Source organism: Mucilaginibacter litoreus (assembly GCF_042676805.1).
GTDB lineage: Bacteria > Bacteroidota > Bacteroidia > Sphingobacteriales > Sphingobacteriaceae > Mucilaginibacter > Mucilaginibacter litoreus.
Genome location: NZ_JBHTHZ010000014.1, coordinates 691,532 through 708,155, shown reverse-complemented (window position 1 = coordinate 708,155; position 16,624 = coordinate 691,532). Strand labels below are relative to the sequence as shown.

15 protein-coding genes are annotated in these 16,624 nt (G+C 42.9%); 8 read left to right on the top strand and 7 right to left on the bottom strand.

Translation table 11 applies throughout. The features are described 5' to 3' along the window. Window positions 1-5: 5 nt before the first annotated feature. A complete protein-coding gene (gene rsmA / locus ACFQZX_RS19000) occupies window positions 6-785 on the bottom strand; it encodes a 16S rRNA (adenine(1518)-N(6)/adenine(1519)-N(6))-dimethyltransferase RsmA (RefSeq protein WP_377118396.1) in 780 nt (259 codons plus the stop codon). 186 nt (window positions 786-971) lie between these two features. On the opposite strand from rsmA, the gene pdxA reads away from it, so the two are divergent. Next, window positions 972-2,027, top strand: coding sequence for a 4-hydroxythreonine-4-phosphate dehydrogenase PdxA (gene pdxA, locus ACFQZX_RS18995; RefSeq protein ID WP_377118394.1), 1,056 nt, complete (start codon window positions 972-974; stop codon window positions 2,025-2,027). Window positions 2,028-2,106: 79 nt separating this feature from the next. Beyond that, on the top strand, window positions 2,107-3,291 hold the full coding sequence (locus ACFQZX_RS18990) for a DUF5009 domain-containing protein (RefSeq protein ID WP_377118392.1): 1,185 nt from the start codon (window positions 2,107-2,109) through the stop codon (window positions 3,289-3,291). Window positions 3,292-3,310: 19 nt separating this feature from the next. On the opposite strand, the gene ACFQZX_RS18985 is transcribed toward ACFQZX_RS18990, so the two are convergent. Beyond that, the gene (locus ACFQZX_RS18985; RefSeq protein ID WP_377118390.1) at window positions 3,311-6,484 is read right to left on the bottom strand and encodes an ATP-dependent DNA helicase; all 3,174 of its coding nucleotides are present in this window, start codon (window positions 6,482-6,484) and stop codon (window positions 3,311-3,313) included. Between the two features lie 45 nt (window positions 6,485-6,529). After that, a complete protein-coding gene (locus ACFQZX_RS18980; protein ID WP_377118388.1) occupies window positions 6,530-8,080 on the bottom strand; it encodes an NAD(P)/FAD-dependent oxidoreductase in 1,551 nt (516 codons plus the stop codon). 304 nt (window positions 8,081-8,384) lie between these two features. Between ACFQZX_RS18980 and ACFQZX_RS18975 the strand changes: the two genes are divergently transcribed. Beyond that, on the top strand, window positions 8,385-8,954 hold the full coding sequence (locus ACFQZX_RS18975) for an RNA polymerase sigma factor (RefSeq protein ID WP_377118386.1): 570 nt from the start codon (window positions 8,385-8,387) through the stop codon (window positions 8,952-8,954). Between the two features lie 227 nt (window positions 8,955-9,181). On the opposite strand, the gene ACFQZX_RS18970 is transcribed toward ACFQZX_RS18975, so the two are convergent. Further along, window positions 9,182-11,470, bottom strand: coding sequence for a GH92 family glycosyl hydrolase (locus ACFQZX_RS18970; protein WP_377118384.1), 2,289 nt, complete (start codon window positions 11,468-11,470; stop codon window positions 9,182-9,184). A 191-nt stretch (window positions 11,471-11,661) separates the two neighbouring features. Between ACFQZX_RS18970 and ACFQZX_RS18965 the strand changes: the two genes are divergently transcribed. The 5 genes from ACFQZX_RS18965 to ACFQZX_RS18945 all read left to right on the top strand — a co-directional run bounded on the left by ACFQZX_RS18965 (window position 11,662) and on the right by ACFQZX_RS18945 (window position 14,582). Beyond that, the gene (locus ACFQZX_RS18965; RefSeq protein WP_377118382.1) at window positions 11,662-12,240 is read left to right on the top strand and encodes a LemA family protein; all 579 of its coding nucleotides are present in this window, start codon (window positions 11,662-11,664) and stop codon (window positions 12,238-12,240) included. A gap of 105 nt (window positions 12,241-12,345) precedes the next feature. Next, window positions 12,346-12,780, top strand: coding sequence for a TPM domain-containing protein (locus ACFQZX_RS18960; RefSeq protein ID WP_377118380.1), 435 nt, complete (start codon window positions 12,346-12,348; stop codon window positions 12,778-12,780). Window positions 12,781-12,790: 10 nt separating this feature from the next. Then, window positions 12,791-13,600, top strand: coding sequence for a TPM domain-containing protein (locus ACFQZX_RS18955; protein ID WP_377118378.1), 810 nt, complete (start codon window positions 12,791-12,793; stop codon window positions 13,598-13,600). A 30-nt stretch (window positions 13,601-13,630) separates the two neighbouring features. Further along, window positions 13,631-14,041, top strand: a complete 411-nt coding sequence (locus ACFQZX_RS18950; protein ID WP_377118376.1) for a hypothetical protein — start codon at window positions 13,631-13,633, stop codon at window positions 14,039-14,041. Beyond that, window positions 14,034-14,582: an NUDIX hydrolase gene (locus ACFQZX_RS18945; RefSeq protein WP_377118374.1), complete on the top strand. Its 549-nt coding sequence runs from the start codon at window positions 14,034-14,036 to the stop codon at window positions 14,580-14,582. Before ACFQZX_RS18950 ends, ACFQZX_RS18945 begins: the two co-directional genes overlap by 8 nt. 148 nt (window positions 14,583-14,730) lie before the next feature. Here ACFQZX_RS18945 and ACFQZX_RS18940 read toward each other — a convergent pair whose 3' ends face one another. The 3 genes from ACFQZX_RS18940 to ACFQZX_RS18930 are packed head-to-tail and all read right to left on the bottom strand — an operon-like array spanning window position 14,731 to window position 16,624. Further along, window positions 14,731-15,222: an acetyl-CoA carboxylase biotin carboxyl carrier protein subunit gene (locus tag ACFQZX_RS18940; protein WP_377118372.1), complete on the bottom strand. Its 492-nt coding sequence runs from the start codon at window positions 15,220-15,222 to the stop codon at window positions 14,731-14,733. Between the two features lie 32 nt (window positions 15,223-15,254). Beyond that, window positions 15,255-15,917, bottom strand: a complete 663-nt coding sequence (locus tag ACFQZX_RS18935; RefSeq protein WP_377118370.1) for a DUF4159 domain-containing protein — start codon at window positions 15,915-15,917, stop codon at window positions 15,255-15,257. Then, the gene (locus ACFQZX_RS18930) at window positions 15,917-16,624 is read right to left on the bottom strand and encodes a 16S rRNA (uracil(1498)-N(3))-methyltransferase (RefSeq protein ID WP_377118368.1); all 708 of its coding nucleotides are present in this window, start codon (window positions 16,622-16,624) and stop codon (window positions 15,917-15,919) included. The genes ACFQZX_RS18935 and ACFQZX_RS18930 overlap by 1 nt, the downstream gene beginning before the upstream one ends.

Sequence of the window (16,624 nt, the reverse complement as noted above, 5' to 3'; positions counted from 1 at the left end):
TCATCTTATCTGTTTGCGTAGATATGATTAGTCAACTTCACAAAATCATCAACCGTTAACCGTTCAGCGCGTAAGTCGAGCGTTGTGTTATCAGCCATTTTTTCTTTATTGATCAAAGATGAAAGTGCATTTCTCAGCGTTTTACGCCTTTGGTTAAATCCTGCCTTTACTACCTGCCAAAACAGCTTTTCATCGCAAGGCAATGTTTCAACATTATTGCGGGTCAGGCGTATAACGGCCGATAATACCTTTGGCGGCGGATTGAAAACACCTGCTTTCACTGTAAACAAGTACTCTACTTTATAATAAGCCTGCAGGAAAACGCTGAGTATTCCGTATTCCTTACTCCCTGCTTTTGCTGTACAGCGTTCGGCTACTTCTTTTTGAAACATGCCCACTACCTCAACTACCTGGTTGCGGTTATCCAATATTTTAAAAAGTATCTGGGAAGATATATTATAAGGAAAGTTACCGATAACAGCCATCTGATTATCAAAGGCTGTTTTAAAATTCAGCTTCAGGAAGTCGGCATTGATGAGGCGCTCGCCTAACTGCGGATACTTTTTTTGCAGAAAGTTGTATGATTCGGTATCTATATCAATCAAAAAAACATCGTATTCAGGTTTTTGGAGCAAAAAGTCGGACAGGATACCCATACCCGGCCCTACCTCCAGCACTTGTTTGTAACTGCCCTGGCTTTTAAGGCTGTCAACTATTTTTGATGCTATATTTTTATCAGTAAGAAAATGCTGGCCGAGGTGTTTTTTTGCCCTTACTAATGTCATTTGATAATTTTAATTGGACAAATTACGGCATATTTGCGCTTTTATCAGGAAAAATAAACTGAAAATCTTTTAATTTGCATCTTTGGCGAGAGGCTAAAAGCTTAGAGCACAAAGAAAAACATCATCAAATTAGTGATACAGCAACCGGCGCAATGTGTCCGAAGCTGCTGAAATCAAAGATCAAACATGAGCGATAAACCTAAGATAGGCATAAGCATTGGCGATATAAACGGAATAGGACTGGAAATTATTATCAAGACCCTTTCTGATGCACGCATATATGATTATTGCACCCCCATAGTATACGGACATACCAAGGTGGCATCTTTTCACAGGCGGGCTATTCATTATAATGAATTCAGCTTCGCGGTAACAGACCACGCGGCAAACGCACAAAGCCGTAAACCTAACATGATCAATTGCTGGGAAGAGGATGTACGCATTGATATAGGGCAGGTAACGCCCGAAGGCGGCAAATATGCTTTTTTATCGCTACAGCACGCAACCGATGATTTATTAAGCGGGCACATTGATGCGCTGGTGACCGCGCCTATCAACAAGGACAATATTCAAAACGATGAATTCAAGTTCCCGGGCCACACCGAATACTTGCAATTTCGCGATAATAAAGAGGAGTCGTTGATGTTTCTGGTTAGCGAAAATTTGCGTGTTGGGGTTGTTACAGGGCATATACCTGTTTCTAAAATTGCGCAAAGCATCACTACCGATAAAATTTTAAACAAACTGAAATTAATGAGCCATAGTTTGCAGGAAGATTTCTGGATACGGAAACCTAAAATAGCTGTATTGGGGCTTAACCCGCACGCAGGTGATAACGGTTTGATAGGCAGCGAAGAAAAAGATATCATTATCCCTGCTATTGAAGAGGCACGCGCACACGATATACTGGCTTTTGGCCCGTATTCTGCCGATGGCTTTTTTGCTAATGGTACTTACTTACAGTTTGATGCCGTTTTAGCTATGTATCATGATCAGGGACTTATTCCTTTTAAGCAGATCGCGTTTGAATCAGGAGTGAATTATACTGCGGGGCTAAGTTTTATACGTACTTCACCAGATCATGGTACAGCTTATGATATTGCCGGCAAAAACCTGGCATCAGAAATATCTTTTCGCGAGGCCATGTTTACAGCAATACACATTATTAAGCACCGCCGGGAAACGGCAGAGCTTAATGAAAATCCACTGCTGTTCAGCAAATTGAGCCGCGATAGGGATTAAGAACGTTTTAACAGATACTGTTTTAAATTTATTACCGTTTATTTAAAACATTTATCTCTAAAATACATTTGCCTGTTTAATGAGTAATTTAATTAACCGCATCAGGTCAATTGATGCGTTTCGTGCGGTTACCATGTTCCTGATGATCTTTGTAAATGATCTGGATGGCGTGCCAAATACCCCTGAATGGCTTAAACATGCAGACATAAATGCCGACGCTTTAGGACTTGCCGATACCATTTTTCCCGCCTTCCTGTTTATTGTAGGTTTATCAATCCCCTATGCTTTTGCCAAACGCCTGCACAACCAGGAAGCACATGTACCTTACCGTATTATTACACGTTCTTTTGCGCTGATATTTATAGGCTTTTTTCATGCCAACAGCGAAACTTATAATGAAACAGCTACCTTACTGCCCAAACCCGTATGGGATAGCCTGGCAACCTTCAGCTTTTTCTTTATCTTTTTAGATTATAGTAAAACCACATCCAAGCTGCGCAAGTATTTATTCCAGGGGTTTGGCCTGGCCTTGCTGATTACTATGTGTATTTTATACAGAAGCAACGATCCTGCCCATCCCTGGCTGCATTTAACGTGGTGGGGTATACTGGGGCTGATAGGATGGTCATACCTGATATGCGGATTGATCTATTACTACAGCAACGGTGCTTTGTGGATACAGGCTGCTGCATGGATATTTTTTATGTTTTTCAATATCGACTTTCACTTTGGCATGCTCGACTTTTTAATGGGCATCCAAAAATATATGTGGATAGCCGGTAACGGGGCTATGCAGGCATTTACAATGGCAGGAGTATTTGTATCGGTGCTGTACATGCGGCTCAATCAAAATAAAGAAATAAAGATGCTTTGGGCGGCCATGATACTGATGGCTATAATACTATTTAACCTTGGTTTTATTGTACGCTATTTTAGCGGAGGTATCTCAAAAGCCCGCGATACTCCTTCATGGGTATTGATATGCACTGGTATTAGCCTTGTAATATATGCCCTTTTTATTTACATTGTAGACTTTAAACAGAAATATCACTGGTTCAAAATCATAGAGCCCGCGGGCACAAGTACTTTTACCTGTTACCTGCTGCCTTACCTTTTTTATCCGCTATACCAGATGACCGACCTTGGATATCCTCAGTACCTCGATCAGGGCACAGGTGGCCTTATCAGATGCTTATTATTCTCTTTTGTAATAGTATGGCTTACCGGGCTACTGCAAAAAATAAATGTAAGATTGAAGATATAGATTGGCAGTAATCTGCAATTTACTCTATTTCATCTTGCCCATCGGCAAGCTCTAATAATTCTGCAGGCTGGTTAAAATTGTTTTTTACGAAATGGCACCAGTCGCATTCTTTTTTGCCGCAACCTGCGCTAAACTCATGGTTCATGATCTTCTGGTAAACAGATGTTATCTGCCCGGTAACTTCCTCAATATCCTGAGGGGTGATAACAACTTTAGCCTTAAAGTACTCGTTCTCTTTTTCAGGCTCTATGAAGTCAAAAATAGTATCAACTACTTCCCAATCGTTGGTACGGTCGTTATCTACCAATATCTTATAAAAAACCGCCTGGCGCCAATAGTCGCCGCCATTGGGCTGCTCGTTGGTTGGGCGTTCTAATTTTGGCTTGGCATTGCGCACACGGCCGGTCTTGTAATCTACAACGGTTACCTGCTTGCCGTTAAACTCAATCTTGTCCAGGTTACCTTTTATCGGTACGCACTGTACTTCAATGTTTTTTATGCTTCGCTCGGTTTGGGCTATTTTATTCCACGTTGATACGTTTTGCTCATAGTATGGCGGCAATATTTTATCGCCGTAGGCTACACGCCTGTTAAAATCTTCCTTGGTAAATGAATCCCGGTTGCGGTACATGTACCAGCGAAACTCTTTCATGAACTCCTCTGTTGGTATAAACTCATTGTCAAGCTCCTTAAGTTTCCTGAAAGCTTTATTCAACGCCCAGTGTACAGCCTGTCCAAACGTAGCCGACGGACTTTTGCCTGCAGGCACCCTTATCAAACACTGAAAATAAAAGCGCAACGGGCAATCCAAAAAGTTATTCAGATGCGTTACCGAAAGCGTATAGTTTTGCAATAACTGGTTAATGTAGTTTCTGTCCAGCAACTCAACCACCGGCTTATCCGCTTCGTTAAATTGGGTGGCTATAAACTCAAACATATCCTCGCTGCTCACCTTAGGATAGGTTACCTGCAAATGTGTCTCTGCTAAAATCTCACCTATAAATTGTGATGGCTCCTGGTCCTTGCCGTTTTTATCTTTACCGGCGTAAGATACATTAAGGCATTGCTTAGCCCGAGTAAGGGCTACATAAAACAGCCTGCGCGATTCCTCTCTTAAGGCAATATCCTCCGACGCTGCCTGTGTAAGTGTATCCGGATAACTGAAACCGCTGTTGCGCCCCTTGCTGTCCCAGGTCTTTTTGTCGCAGCCTATAAAAAACACATGCTCAAACTCCAGTCCTTTTGAGCCATGTGCAGTAAGAAAATTAATGCCGTTTTCAGAAAAAATCACCTTATTTAGGGCTATCCTGATACCGTTTTTACGCATCAGATCGATGATATTGATCAAATCAGCTAATTTGATATCCGGGTTTCTGCGGCTTTCATCTTTTAAAAAGTCAAAAAAACTGGTGAGCACCTGCATATACATGCCTTTATCATGTTGCTGCATTATGTATCTCAGGATGCCCATCTTGGCAATCACTGTTTGAAAGAATTGCTGCAGTGTAACGCTGACAGAATCTTTCAGCAGATCGTCTATATAAATGGCTATCGCCTTTAGGTCAGTGCCAGCCGGTTTGCTAAACAGGTCTGTTTGCGCTGGTATGCGTAGTTCATGTATATATCTGCGTAAAGATGTTTTAGGCAGGTTATTATTTGTGGTGGCAAAGTTTTCTTTTGATACCGCTATGCTGGCTTTGGCGATTTCTATCGGCGGAATGTTAAAAAAGTTGTAATGCAGTATTTCAAACAACAATTCGTCGCCGCTATAAGGTGAGTCCATTTCCATGGCCAGATAACGAAGGATGTTGACGATCTTTTCGCCAAAAGGCAACGTAAGTATATCTATTTTACGTTTGGTGTTAACGGCGATGCCCTGAACATCTAAATAATGCAACAGGTCATCAACCTGGCTGTGGTTACGGTAAATAACCGCTATCTCACCCGGTTCAGTACCTTTAGCAATCAGCCGCTTTATCTGCATCGCCACATCAACCAGTTCCTGGTTAGGGTTTTCGTACTCTTTTATTACCGGTTCAATCACATCGCTATCAAAACGCGGGTGAGAAGAGCGCAGGTTTTTATCAAGGTTTAGTTGTGTGGTAAGGCGTTCGCGGTTGTTGTTGATCAGCACCCTTGATATATCCAGAATGTGCTGGTTTGAGCGGTAGTTATGCTTTAATACAACTGTATGCAGGGTATCTACGTAATCGCCGGCAAAGTCCAGAATGTTTTTCATGTTGGCACCCTGAAACTTAAATATCGACTGGTCGTCGTCGCCAACCACAAACACGTTTGGCGTATCCCAGTAATTAAGTAAAAACTTTAACAGCTCATTTTGTGATCCGCTGGTATCCTGAAACTCATCTACCAGGATGTATTGATAGCGCTCCTGGTAGCGGCGCAGTATCTCTTCATTCTCCCTGAAGGCTTTGAGCACCCAAATGATCATGTCGTCATAATCATACCAGCCTCTGGCTTTCATCTTGGCATCGTAGTTTTTGTACTCGCCTACTGCAGCCAGCAGCTTGTTCATGGTTTCGGTTACCTTGTCAATATCTTTTTGCTTTGGATCGCCTATCTTTATACCCGCCTTGGCGTTAGCCCTTTTGTAAATGAATTCATCACGGTTGGGCAGGTCATCCAGGTAATCCTTAACTGCTTTTATGATCACCTCTTCAGACCAGTTTTCCGTCTTCATGGCCGAAAAAAGCTTTTTCAACCTCGGTGCATCATAGTAAACATCACCGGTAAAGCGCTTAAGCAAGTGGTCGTTTGCAAATTCATTGATCAACTCCTGGAATAACATCGCCGAATCCAGATCTGACACGGCTTCCAGATTAAGCTTGCCAAAATACTCCAGGTTTTCCTGAATGATCTCGTTACAAAAAGCATGAAAGGTGTATATGTTAATTCGATACGCGTCGGGCCCAATAAACTCGAACAGACGCTTACGCATGGCAACTGCACCTGCATCAGTATAGGTAAGGCAAAGTATCTCGTTGGGCTGCGCATCGGTATCAGTTAAAATTTTACCAATACGAGCAGCTAAAATCTGCGTTTTACCAGTCCCTGGGCCGGCAACAACCAGCACGGGGCCATCCATTTTATTTACAGCCGCTAACTGTTCGGGGTTCAAACCGGCTAAAGCAGCCTGAAATTTCTCGTTATATTTATTAATTGGAGATTGCATAATTGTATAGTAAATATAAGGCTGATTGGTGTTTCGACATCACGATCAGCCAAAATACTTCGAGACCCCGTTGGCACAGTTAACACCATCTATAGCAGCCGAGATTATACCGCCGGCATAACCAGCGCCCTCGCCACATGGAAATAATCCGGCTACCTGCGGATGTTGGTAAGTGTCGCGGTCGCGCGGTATTTTTATGGGGGATGATGTGCGCGACTCAACACCGACCAATATGGCCTCGTTTGTATAATATCCGTTCATCTTGCGGCCAAAAACAGGCAGTGCTTTCTTTAAACGGTTATGTATCCAACCAGGTAGCACCTCTTTTAATTCAACGCTCCGGCAACCCGGTAAGTATGAGTTTACGGGCAGATCGACTGATAATCGCCCTTCAACAAAATCAACCATGCGCTGAGCCGGTGCCACCAGATTTCCGCCCCCTGCCTTAAAAGCCACCTGCTCTACCTGTTGTTGAAAATTCAGCATCCGGAATGGGTCGTTCATATCTCCCGGTATATCCTCCATGTTGATCTGCACCACTGTACCCGAGTTGGCAAAGGGATTATTCCGTTTGGATGGGCTCCAGCCATTTACTACAATCTCGTCAGTATCTGTAGCGCATGGCGCAATGATACCACCAGGGCACATACAAAACGAAAATACGCCGCGCTCATCAACCTGCTCTACCAAATTGTAGTACGATGGCGGCAGATCAGGCCCGCGGTTTTCGCAGTGATATTGGGCCTTGTCTATTATTTCCTGCGGATGCTCAATGCGTACACCCAGCGCAAAAGGCTTAGCTTCTATCAGGATATTTTGATGATGAAGCATTTCAAAAACATCACGTGCTGAATGGCCCGTGGCCAATATTACCGCATCTGCCTGCAACCTTTCGCCATCAGCTAATTTTACACCTTTGATCGTACCAAAATCAACCATTAATGAGGTTACCTTAGCATCAAATATCACCTCACCACCGGCTTCCAAAATGCTTTCGCGCATGGCGGTGATTATCTGCGGCAGCTTGTTGGTGCCAATATGAGGGCGTGCGTCAACTAAAATATCTTCAGTAGCGCCATGGGCAACAAAGGTTTCCAAAATACCTTTTACGTCGCCACGCTTGGTAGATCGCGTATAAAGCTTTCCGTCCGAATAAGTGCCCGCGCCACCTTCGCCAAAGCAATAGTTTGACTCAGGGTTCACCAGTCCTTGTTTGTTAATATTAGCCAGATCACGCCGGCGTTGTTTAACGTCTTTTCCACGTTCCAGCACAATAGGCTTTAAACCATTCTGTATACATTGCAGGGCTGCAAATAACCCGGCCGGACCGGCGCCTACAATAATGACACGACGCGCGTTGCTTATTTTTTTATACGAACGCTCAAAAGTTTCCGGTTTAAATGGTTCATCAATATATAGCCTAACCTGCATACGGTATACTACCTTGCGGCCACGAGCATCTATAGAACGCTTCAGGACTTTTACACCGGTGATTCTGTTTTGAGGGATTTTTGATCCTGCTGATGCAAGCGTTTTTAAAAAAGCCTGATCATCCTGCTGCCCTGGCGGGCAAACAACTTCAATTTCTTTTATCATATACATGCCGGGTTTTTATCCCGGATGTGGCAAAGATAACTATTTGGGTTGGTTTACTTTGTCTTGGCGATTAAGTGGCAAAGCACTCACAACAATTTTACTTGCTTCACCATGTACGTAACCGCTTATATAATGCATTGGCATCTGGTGTTAAAAATTAAAATAACAGTCGTTCTTTAACGTACGCAAACTGTACGGAAGCGGACACTTTAAAATCAATATAAACTTCTAAATACCTAATTTTCAATAGGTTAAAAAAATGGTAGTTTTTTGGCACATAGCAAACTACATTAATATCACAATTATGATAACTTCATTTGACAACCGCTTACAAACATTATGGGAAGGATGCCTGCGCAACGACCGTAAGCAGCAAGAAATGTTATACCGCATATTAGCGCCTAAAATGCTTGCAGTGTGCATGCGTTATGCTAAAGATAAAGACGAAGCCCAGGATATTTTACAAGAGGGCTTTATCAAAATGTTTAAAAACATGAGCAATTATCGCGGCGAGGGCAGCCTTGAAGGCTGGATACGCCGGATTATGGTACACAGCGCTATATCTCGTTACAGAAAGGCTAAAACCATGGTATTGGTTGATGATTTTGCCGAACAGGATATAATGGTTAGCAGCAGTTACAACGGCAACAACCTGGAAACAAATGACCTGATGGGCATGGTACAGGAACTACCTGCAACTTATCGCTCTGTATTTAACATGTATGCTATAGAAGGTTACTCGCACCAGGAGATCAGCCGTAAATTAGGCATGACCGAACTACTATCGCGCACTACACTGCACCGTGCACGCACTATATTGAAAAATAAACTGAACACACTGGCTGAAAGAGAAAGCCATTGCATGGCTGGGTAAGTCTGAACTCGAATTTTAAGAATTTACAGAATACAGCCCTATATCGTACCTAAATTTAAGCTTATTCACGTTGATTTATTGATTATTCACTGGCACGCCCGTCAGATAATCAATAAATCAAAAGGTGAGCAACTCTTCGCCGCCCACCTTTCATCAGTTATCAATTTTGAGATTAGTTATTTAATAGCCTAACTATTTTCCACTCCTTAATCACTATTCCTCACTCATTACTTGTGCTTACTGCTCATGTAAAACACAATGTCGCCGCCGTTCATGATATCCTGATGGGTGATTGAAAGCCCGTTAAGTGGCTTACCATTAAGGATGATCTTCTGCACGTAAACATTCTTAGCTCCCTGGTTCTTAACAACAATGTTAAATGTTTTTCCATTGCCAACCTGTATAGTAGCGTTGTTTATCGACGGACTGCCGATAGCGTAATCAACAGATCCCGGAGCAGTAGGATAAAAACCAAGCGTGCTGAAAATATACCATGCACTCATCTGGCCGGTATCGTCATTACCGCCAAGCCCATCAGGTGTTGGTTTGTACATGCGCGGCAAAATCATGCGTATGCGTTCCTGGGTTTTCCATGGCTTATCTGTCCAGTTGTAAAGATAAGCTACGTGGTGTGATGGCTCGTTACCATGTACGTAGTTACCGATGATACCATCACGGGTAATATCTTCAGTTTCGGCAAAGTATTTATCAGGCAGGTTCATGGTAAACAACGAGTCGAGGTAGCGCACAAATCTTGCATTTCCGCCCATTAGCTTAATTAATCCTTGCGGATCCTGCGGAGCGAAGAGGGTGTAGTTCCATGAGTTTCCTTCGATAAAGCCTTCGTTAATTGTACTCAGCGGATCAAACTTAGAGCGGAATGTACCGTCGGCCTTTTTAGGGCGCATAAAGCCTATCGAAGCATCGTAAACATTCTTATAGTTTTCAGAACGTTTGATGAATTCATTATAGATATCTGTTTTGCCCAATTTTTTTGCCATCTGGGCAATCGCCCAATCGTCATAAGCGTACTCCAAGGTGTTAGATACCGACGTACCGCTTCTTTCATCAGGCACATAGCCTTTGTCCATGTATTCGCCAATGCCTTCGTAGCTGCGCTTACGTGCGGTAGCCACACATGCCTCTAAGGCTTTATTGGCATCAAAAGGAGCGTTGCCTTTAACAACAGCATCTGCTAAAACAGCCACGCTGTGGTATCCGCTCATACACCAGTTTTCGTTGGCCGAATTGCTCCAAACCGGCAGCATTTTCTCAGGGCTCTGATCAAAATGCACCAGCATGGATTTCACCATATCGGCATTACGCTGCGGTTGTATAATGTTAAACAGCGGGTGCAATGCCCGGTAAGTATCCCATAATGAAAAAGTAGTATAATTAGTAAAACCTTCCGCTTTATGTATGTTTTGATCAAGGCCTTTGTATTGACCATCCACATCCATGTAAATGGTTGGGTTGATCATGGTGTGATACATCGAGGTATAAAAGTTTTGCTTTTGCTCGGTGCTGCCGCTGATAGTTATTTTCTCCAGCTCTTTTTCCCACTGCGCCTGTCCGTCATTTTTAACTTTATCAAAATCCCATCCAGGTATCTCAGCTTGCATATTGGCCAAAGCACCATCTGTGCTTACCGGCGATAAAGCAAATTTTATCTTTATCTTTTCATTCTCTTCCGTCTTAAAATCGAAGTAAGCGCGTATCTGCTTACCTGCTATCTCAGGGAAGTTTTTAGTTTGATTGAATTTCCCCCAAAAACCACCGTAAACTTCGCGTTGGTCGTATTTTTTAAAGCCATGCTGAACAAATGGCTTTGAAAAGGTCATTGCAAAATACAGTGTACGGGTACGCGCCCAGCCATTCGTCTGGCGAAAGCCTACAAGGGTGCTGTCATTTAATACCCTAACATACGTCCATACATTTTTACCGGGGTAGTTATAAATACCTGCCATCAGATCAAGAATAACGTGTGCCTGGTCTGATTTTGGGAAAGTGTATTGGTGGAAACCCACACGGGTGCTGGTTGTAAGCTCGGCAGTAATGTTCGAGGCGTCAAGCTTAACTTTATAGTAGTTGGCTGCACTTACCTCATTAGCGTGCGAAAACGCAGAACGGTAACCACTGCCAGGCTGATCCGCTACACCAGGGTTCAGTTTCAGCGGCCCAACAGTTGGCATTATCAAGAAATCGCCAAGGTCAGAGTGTCCGGTTCCGCTGAAATGTGTATGGCTAAAACCTACAATTGTTTTATCCTCGTACTGGTAACCTGCGCAATATTCATATACTTTAGGGTTATATTTGCCATTAAGCTCATAGCTTGGGGTATCTGTTTCAGGGCTTAGCTGTACCATCCCAAAAGGGACTGTAGCACCAGGATAGGTATGCCCCATGCGCTGGGTACCAATTATAGGCTTTACATACTGTACTAAATTTTCATGTGCTTTTTGCGCGTAGGACTGTAAGCCTGAGCATATTAAAATTGCGGAAAGTATTTTTTTCATTTATAACAATGTGTCATTAAATCAGTTAATCAATAGCAAATATAAAATCCATATATTGGTTATTGTTATTTAATTCAATTTTATTGGCAGTTGTTGCCAATATGGCGCAAATGTTACATAATGTAACATCGGTATGCGTTTTGCATCTAAGTTTTATATTCGCACAATCAAACTATAAAAAACACACACAGATGAAAAATTTACTTATTGTAATAGTTGTTGTAGTGCTAATTGCCATGGTTGGCGGTTGCAGCTATAACGGCATGGTACAATCAGACGAGAACGTTAAAGGCAAATGGGGCGAGGTACAAACGCAATACCAGCGCCGCAGCGACCTTATCCCTAACCTGGTATCAACCGTAAAAGGTGAGGCTAATTTTGAAAAAAGCACCCTTACCGAAGTAACCAATGCACGCGCGCGGGCAACATCAATACAGGTAGATCCTACCAAACTTACACCAGAGGCTATACAGCAATATCAGCAGGCACAAGGGCAGTTAAGCACTGCATTAGGCCGGTTATTGGTAGCTTCAGAAAATTATCCTAATTTGAAAGCTAACGAAGCTTTCCGTGGCTTACAGGTACAATTGGAAGGTACAGAAAACCGCATTTCTGTAGCCCGTCGTGACTTTAACGAATCTGTACAGGCGTATAACAGCAAGATTCGTGCATTTCCTGCAAACCTTACCGCAAAAATGTTTGGCTTTACAGAAAAAGGCTATTTCCAAAGCGAAGCAGGTTCTGATAAAGCGCCTAAAGTACAATTTTAATAATTTTGAAGGATTGAATGAGTGAAGATACAATTGATGTTCCTCACTCATTCAACAATCCGATTCTTAGCTATTCAATAATCCAATCCTTCACTCATTAAACCAATGGCAGTATTTACCGACGAAGAACAGGAGCGCATCCAGAAAGCAGTAGCGGCTGCCGAGAAAAACACGTCCGGTGAAATAAGGGTGTGTGTTGAAAAAAATTGCAGCGATGAGCCGCTTGACCGTGCCGCCAGATATTTCACTCAACTGGAAATGCATAAAACACGGCTACGTAACGGCGTGCTGATATACCTGGCTACAGTTGACAGAAAGTTTGCCATTATTGGTGACACAGGAATAAACCAGGCCGTGCCCGCCGATTTCTGGAATACTACCAAAGAAGAAATGCTGAAACATTTTAAATTTGGCAATCTGGTTGAAGGCATAGTTACAGGCGTTTCAATGGCCGGCGAACAGTTAAAGCAGTACTTCCCTTACATCAATGACGACAAGAACGAATTGTCTGACGATATAGCCTTTATGGATGGTAATTAAAACCTCATCAATGTTTAAAAAGCTAATTGTATGCCTGGGCCTGATGCTCTGCATATCTACACTATTTGCCCAGGATATTCCCGAACGGTCAAACACACTTGTAACCGATTTTACTAATACTCTTTCTGCAAGTGATAAACAAAACCTCGAACGCAAGCTTGTTGATTACAATGATTCTACCTCTACACAGATAGCTGTAGTGATCATTCAATCTACCGGCGATTATGATATTAACCAATATGGCGTAGAGCTACTACGCAAGTGGGGTATCGGCTCCAAGGAAAAAAATAACGGCATTCTGGTACTTGTAGCCATGAAAGACCGTAAGATGGCTATCTCTACAGGTTACGGTGCCGAAGGCGCCTTACCCGACATAATTACCCAGCAGATTATCCAGAATGATATGAAGCCCCGCTTCAGGGAGAACGATTATTACGGCGGACTGGATGCAGCGACTGATGACATCATTAAATACATGAAAGGCGAGTACAAAGCTGATAAAAAAGCTACACGCCGTACAAAGAATGATGGGGGGGCTGCTGGAATAATTTTGATTATTGTAGTTGTTATACTCATCATTATATTCCGTAACCGGGGCGGTGGCGGCGGTGGACGCCGTATTATTGGCAGCCGCGGAGGCGCAAGCCCGTTCTGGTGGTTTTTAGCCGGTAATATGCTGGGCGGTGGTGGCCGTAGCAGCGGCAGCGACTGGGGAGGCTTTTCTGGCGGCGGCGGTGGCTGGGGCGGCGGTGGAGGCGGCGGCTTCGGTGGTTTTGGCGGAGGCAGCGGCGGTGGAGGCGGCAGCAGCGGCAGCTGGTAAGTATTATTAAGCGTCATTCATTTAATAAAATTGGCTTTTCAGCGTGATTATATGCTAAATGAGGCGCGCAAGTTTGCGTTGCTTTTAGCTAAGCTTTCCAGCTTGAAAGCCGAAGGGCAGGTTGATGAATATTCAGACGCATTTAATAATATACTGAAAGAGGAATACAGTCTTGAATTAGCTAAGCTTGTTGATTTAAGTGAAGACCACCTCAAACAACTGCTGAAAGAGCAAGATTATTCACCTGAAAAGCTAAACGCGCTTGGCCAAATGTTATACGTTTTTGCAGAGCCGTTTAAGAATAATGAAGCCACTACCTTACTTCTTAGTAAAGTGTTATTGATCTTCGATTGTTTAGAAACCAAACATCATTACCAGTCGTTGGATAATATTACCAAACAAAGGCATATTTATCAATTTTTTAAAGACAATTATGAGTAATCTTACCTGGAAGACCTGTTCATCAACATATATATATAAAGGGCCCTGGGCTACCCTGCGCAGCGATAAATGCGAAATGCCGGATGGCCGCATAGTCGACCAATATTATGTGCTTGAATACCCTGACTGGGTAAATGCGGTTGCAATTACCGAAGATAATAAGGTATTGATGGTACGCCAGTATCGCCATGCAGCTAATATCGTTTCGCTTGAAATTCCAGGCGGCGTTATTGATGAAGGCGAGGAACCACATGAGGCCATGCGCCGCGAATTACTTGAAGAAACGGGTTATCAGTTTGATGATATCGAACTAATCAGTACGGTATATGCAAACCCATCAACTGCAGATAACAAAACGTTTTGCTACCTGGCCAAAGGCGGCAAAAAAGTTCAGGAACAAAGCCTTGACGAGCATGAACACCTTGTGGTTGAAGAATATACTATTGAAGAGGTTAAGCAGTTTCTTGCCGATAATAAAATAGCTCAGGCCCTACATTGCACCGGGTTGTTTTATGCTCTGATGAAGCTTGGGAAGTTGTAAATTCTTTTGACCCCTCCCTTACCCTCCCAGGGGAGCGAATTATCATGCCGGGTTAAGAGAATCGATATTCATTCTTGTTCTTAATTGTCCTTCTCAATTCTTTACCCCGCCGCCCTAACGCGCTTCCCGGTAGTGAATCAATAAAAGTTCAAAAAAGCATAAGTACCTGGCCTTTTTCTACTTTATCGCCTGGCTGCATTTTAATTGTGCGGATAGTAACATCGGCCGGAGCTTTAATAATATTTTCCATTTTCATGGCTTCCAATATGAACAGGTTATCACCTTTTTTTACTTCGGCACCTTCTGCTACTAAAACCTTAAGTACAAGCCCGGGCATTGGCGCTTTAATATCACTTACTTTGGCAGACATAAGATTGCTAAGCCCCATCTGATCAAGCAGCAGGTCAAACTGATCCTTAGCTGATACCTTATATGTATTGTTGTTTACTTTAATTTCTGCGGTTTTTGCTTCGCGATCAAAGCTTACTACTTCGGCATTATAAGAGAGGTTGTTATTGATGATATGATACCGATTGTCACTAAGTTTGTTGACATCAGCATTTATCTCGCCTCCATTAATTAATTGCTTTGCGTTGCGCTCTACCTCAAAGTAATGTGCGTTTACTTTAACCTTATACATATCCGGCTACCTTTTTAACGAATATAAGGGTATTATTTGGTAAAGATGTACTGGATAAGATTAGCTCCCATTTTTAATGCTTTTAAACGGCTTTCCTGGCTGTCTCCCGCATAAGTGCCATAATCTTCCCAGCCGTTCCCTAAATCGCACTCATAAGTGTAAAAACAAACTAAACGGCCCTTATATATCAAGCCGAAACCCTGCGGGCGCTTGCCATCATGTTCATGTATCTTAGGTAATCCGTTAGGAAAGCTGAACTTTTGATGGTAAATGGGATAGTTAACCGGTAACTCCACAAAATCAAGTTCGGGGAATACCTTTTTCATTTGCGGGCGAATAAATTTATCCAACCCGTAGTTATCATCTATGTGCAAAAAACCGCCCCCTGATAAATATTTGCGCAGATTGCGGGCCTCCTGGTCGCTAAAGATAACGTTGCCATGCCCCGTCATGAAAATGAACGGGTAGTTAAATATCTGATCGCTTCCGGCTTCTACTACATCTTCCTCTGTTTCAAAGTTGGTTTTAAGATTAGTATTGCAAAATTTAATAAGGTTAACAAGTGCAGTGCGATCGCCATACCAGTCGCCGCCGCCATTGTACTTAAGGCGTGCCATTTTATATGCTGGCATACTAAAGCTGCTAATGCCTAACATCAGCCCGATAGCCGCCATAATACCTAATGCTCTTCTCATCACCGGTTCAAAAAATTTACCTCAAAGCAGGCCTCAAGTGCAGCGGTTTCTGTGCGCAGGCGGCTTTCACCTAAAGTTATGGCTTTGTACCCGTTTTGCAAAGCCATGTCAACCTCAGGAGGACTAAAGTCGCCCTCAGGGCCTATCAAAATCAGATAACGACCATGCTTTTCAAAAGATTGTGCTAAGCCAGCTTTATCGCCCTCGGCACAATGAGCGATAAATTTATGACCTTTAAAGGGCTGTTTAATAAATTGTGAAAGAGTAACCGGGGCGTTTAAAATAGGATGATAAGCTTTTATAGATTGTTTAATGGCTGATGTTATGATCTTATCCAAACGTTCTACTTTGGCCTCTTTACGTTCAGATCTCTGGCAGATAATCAGGGAAATTTCGTCAATACCAATTTCCGTCGCTTTTTCAAGGAACCACTCTATACGGTCGAGATTTTTTGTTGGCGCAATGGCTATATGCAGGTAATGGTTCCGTTGGTTATAACCTGTGGTAACTGAATTTATTTTTAAAATGGTGCGCTTGGGATGTGCGCCTGTTATTTGCGCTTTGTATAAACCACCTTTACCATCTATCAATGTTACCTCATCGCCGGCTGAAAGCCGTAAAACGCGCACCGCATGTTTACTTTCTTCTTCACTCAAAAAGTACTGAGGTAGTTTAGGGTCGATATCAGGCGTATAAAATAACTGCAT

Bases quoted from the DNA above. Each gene is read 5' to 3' on its own strand.
- ACFQZX_RS18990 (WP_377118392.1), top strand. From the start codon at position 2,107: ATGAGTAATTTAATTAACCGCATCAGGTCAATTGATGCGTTTCGTGCG.
- ACFQZX_RS18975 (WP_377118386.1), top strand. From the start codon at position 8,385: ATGATAACTTCATTTGACAACCGCTTACAAACATTATGGGAAGGATGC.
- ACFQZX_RS18955 (WP_377118378.1), top strand. From the start codon at position 12,791: ATGTTTAAAAAGCTAATTGTATGCCTGGGCCTGATGCTCTGCATATCT.
- ACFQZX_RS18980 (WP_377118388.1), bottom strand. From the start codon at position 8,080: ATGATAAAAGAAATTGAAGTTGTTTGCCCGCCAGGGCAGCAGGATGAT.
- ACFQZX_RS18940 (WP_377118372.1), bottom strand. From the start codon at position 15,222: ATGTATAAGGTTAAAGTAAACGCACATTACTTTGAGGTAGAGCGCAAC.
- pdxA (WP_377118394.1), top strand. From the start codon at position 972: ATGAGCGATAAACCTAAGATAGGCATAAGCATTGGCGATATAAACGGA.
- ACFQZX_RS18985 (WP_377118390.1), bottom strand. From the start codon at position 6,484: ATGCAATCTCCAATTAATAAATATAACGAGAAATTTCAGGCTGCTTTA.
- rsmA (WP_377118396.1), bottom strand. From the start codon at position 785: ATGACATTAGTAAGGGCAAAAAAACACCTCGGCCAGCATTTTCTTACT.
- ACFQZX_RS18970 (WP_377118384.1), bottom strand. From the start codon at position 11,470: ATGAAAAAAATACTTTCCGCAATTTTAATATGCTCAGGCTTACAGTCC.
- ACFQZX_RS18945 (WP_377118374.1), top strand. From the start codon at position 14,034: ATGAGTAATCTTACCTGGAAGACCTGTTCATCAACATATATATATAAA.
- ACFQZX_RS18930 (WP_377118368.1), bottom strand. From the start codon at position 16,624: ATGCAGTTATTTTATACGCCTGATATCGACCCTAAACTACCTCAGTAC.
- ACFQZX_RS18935 (WP_377118370.1), bottom strand. From the start codon at position 15,917: ATGAGAAGAGCATTAGGTATTATGGCGGCTATCGGGCTGATGTTAGGC.
- ACFQZX_RS18960 (WP_377118380.1), top strand. From the start codon at position 12,346: ATGGCAGTATTTACCGACGAAGAACAGGAGCGCATCCAGAAAGCAGTA.
- ACFQZX_RS18965 (WP_377118382.1), top strand. From the start codon at position 11,662: ATGAAAAATTTACTTATTGTAATAGTTGTTGTAGTGCTAATTGCCATG.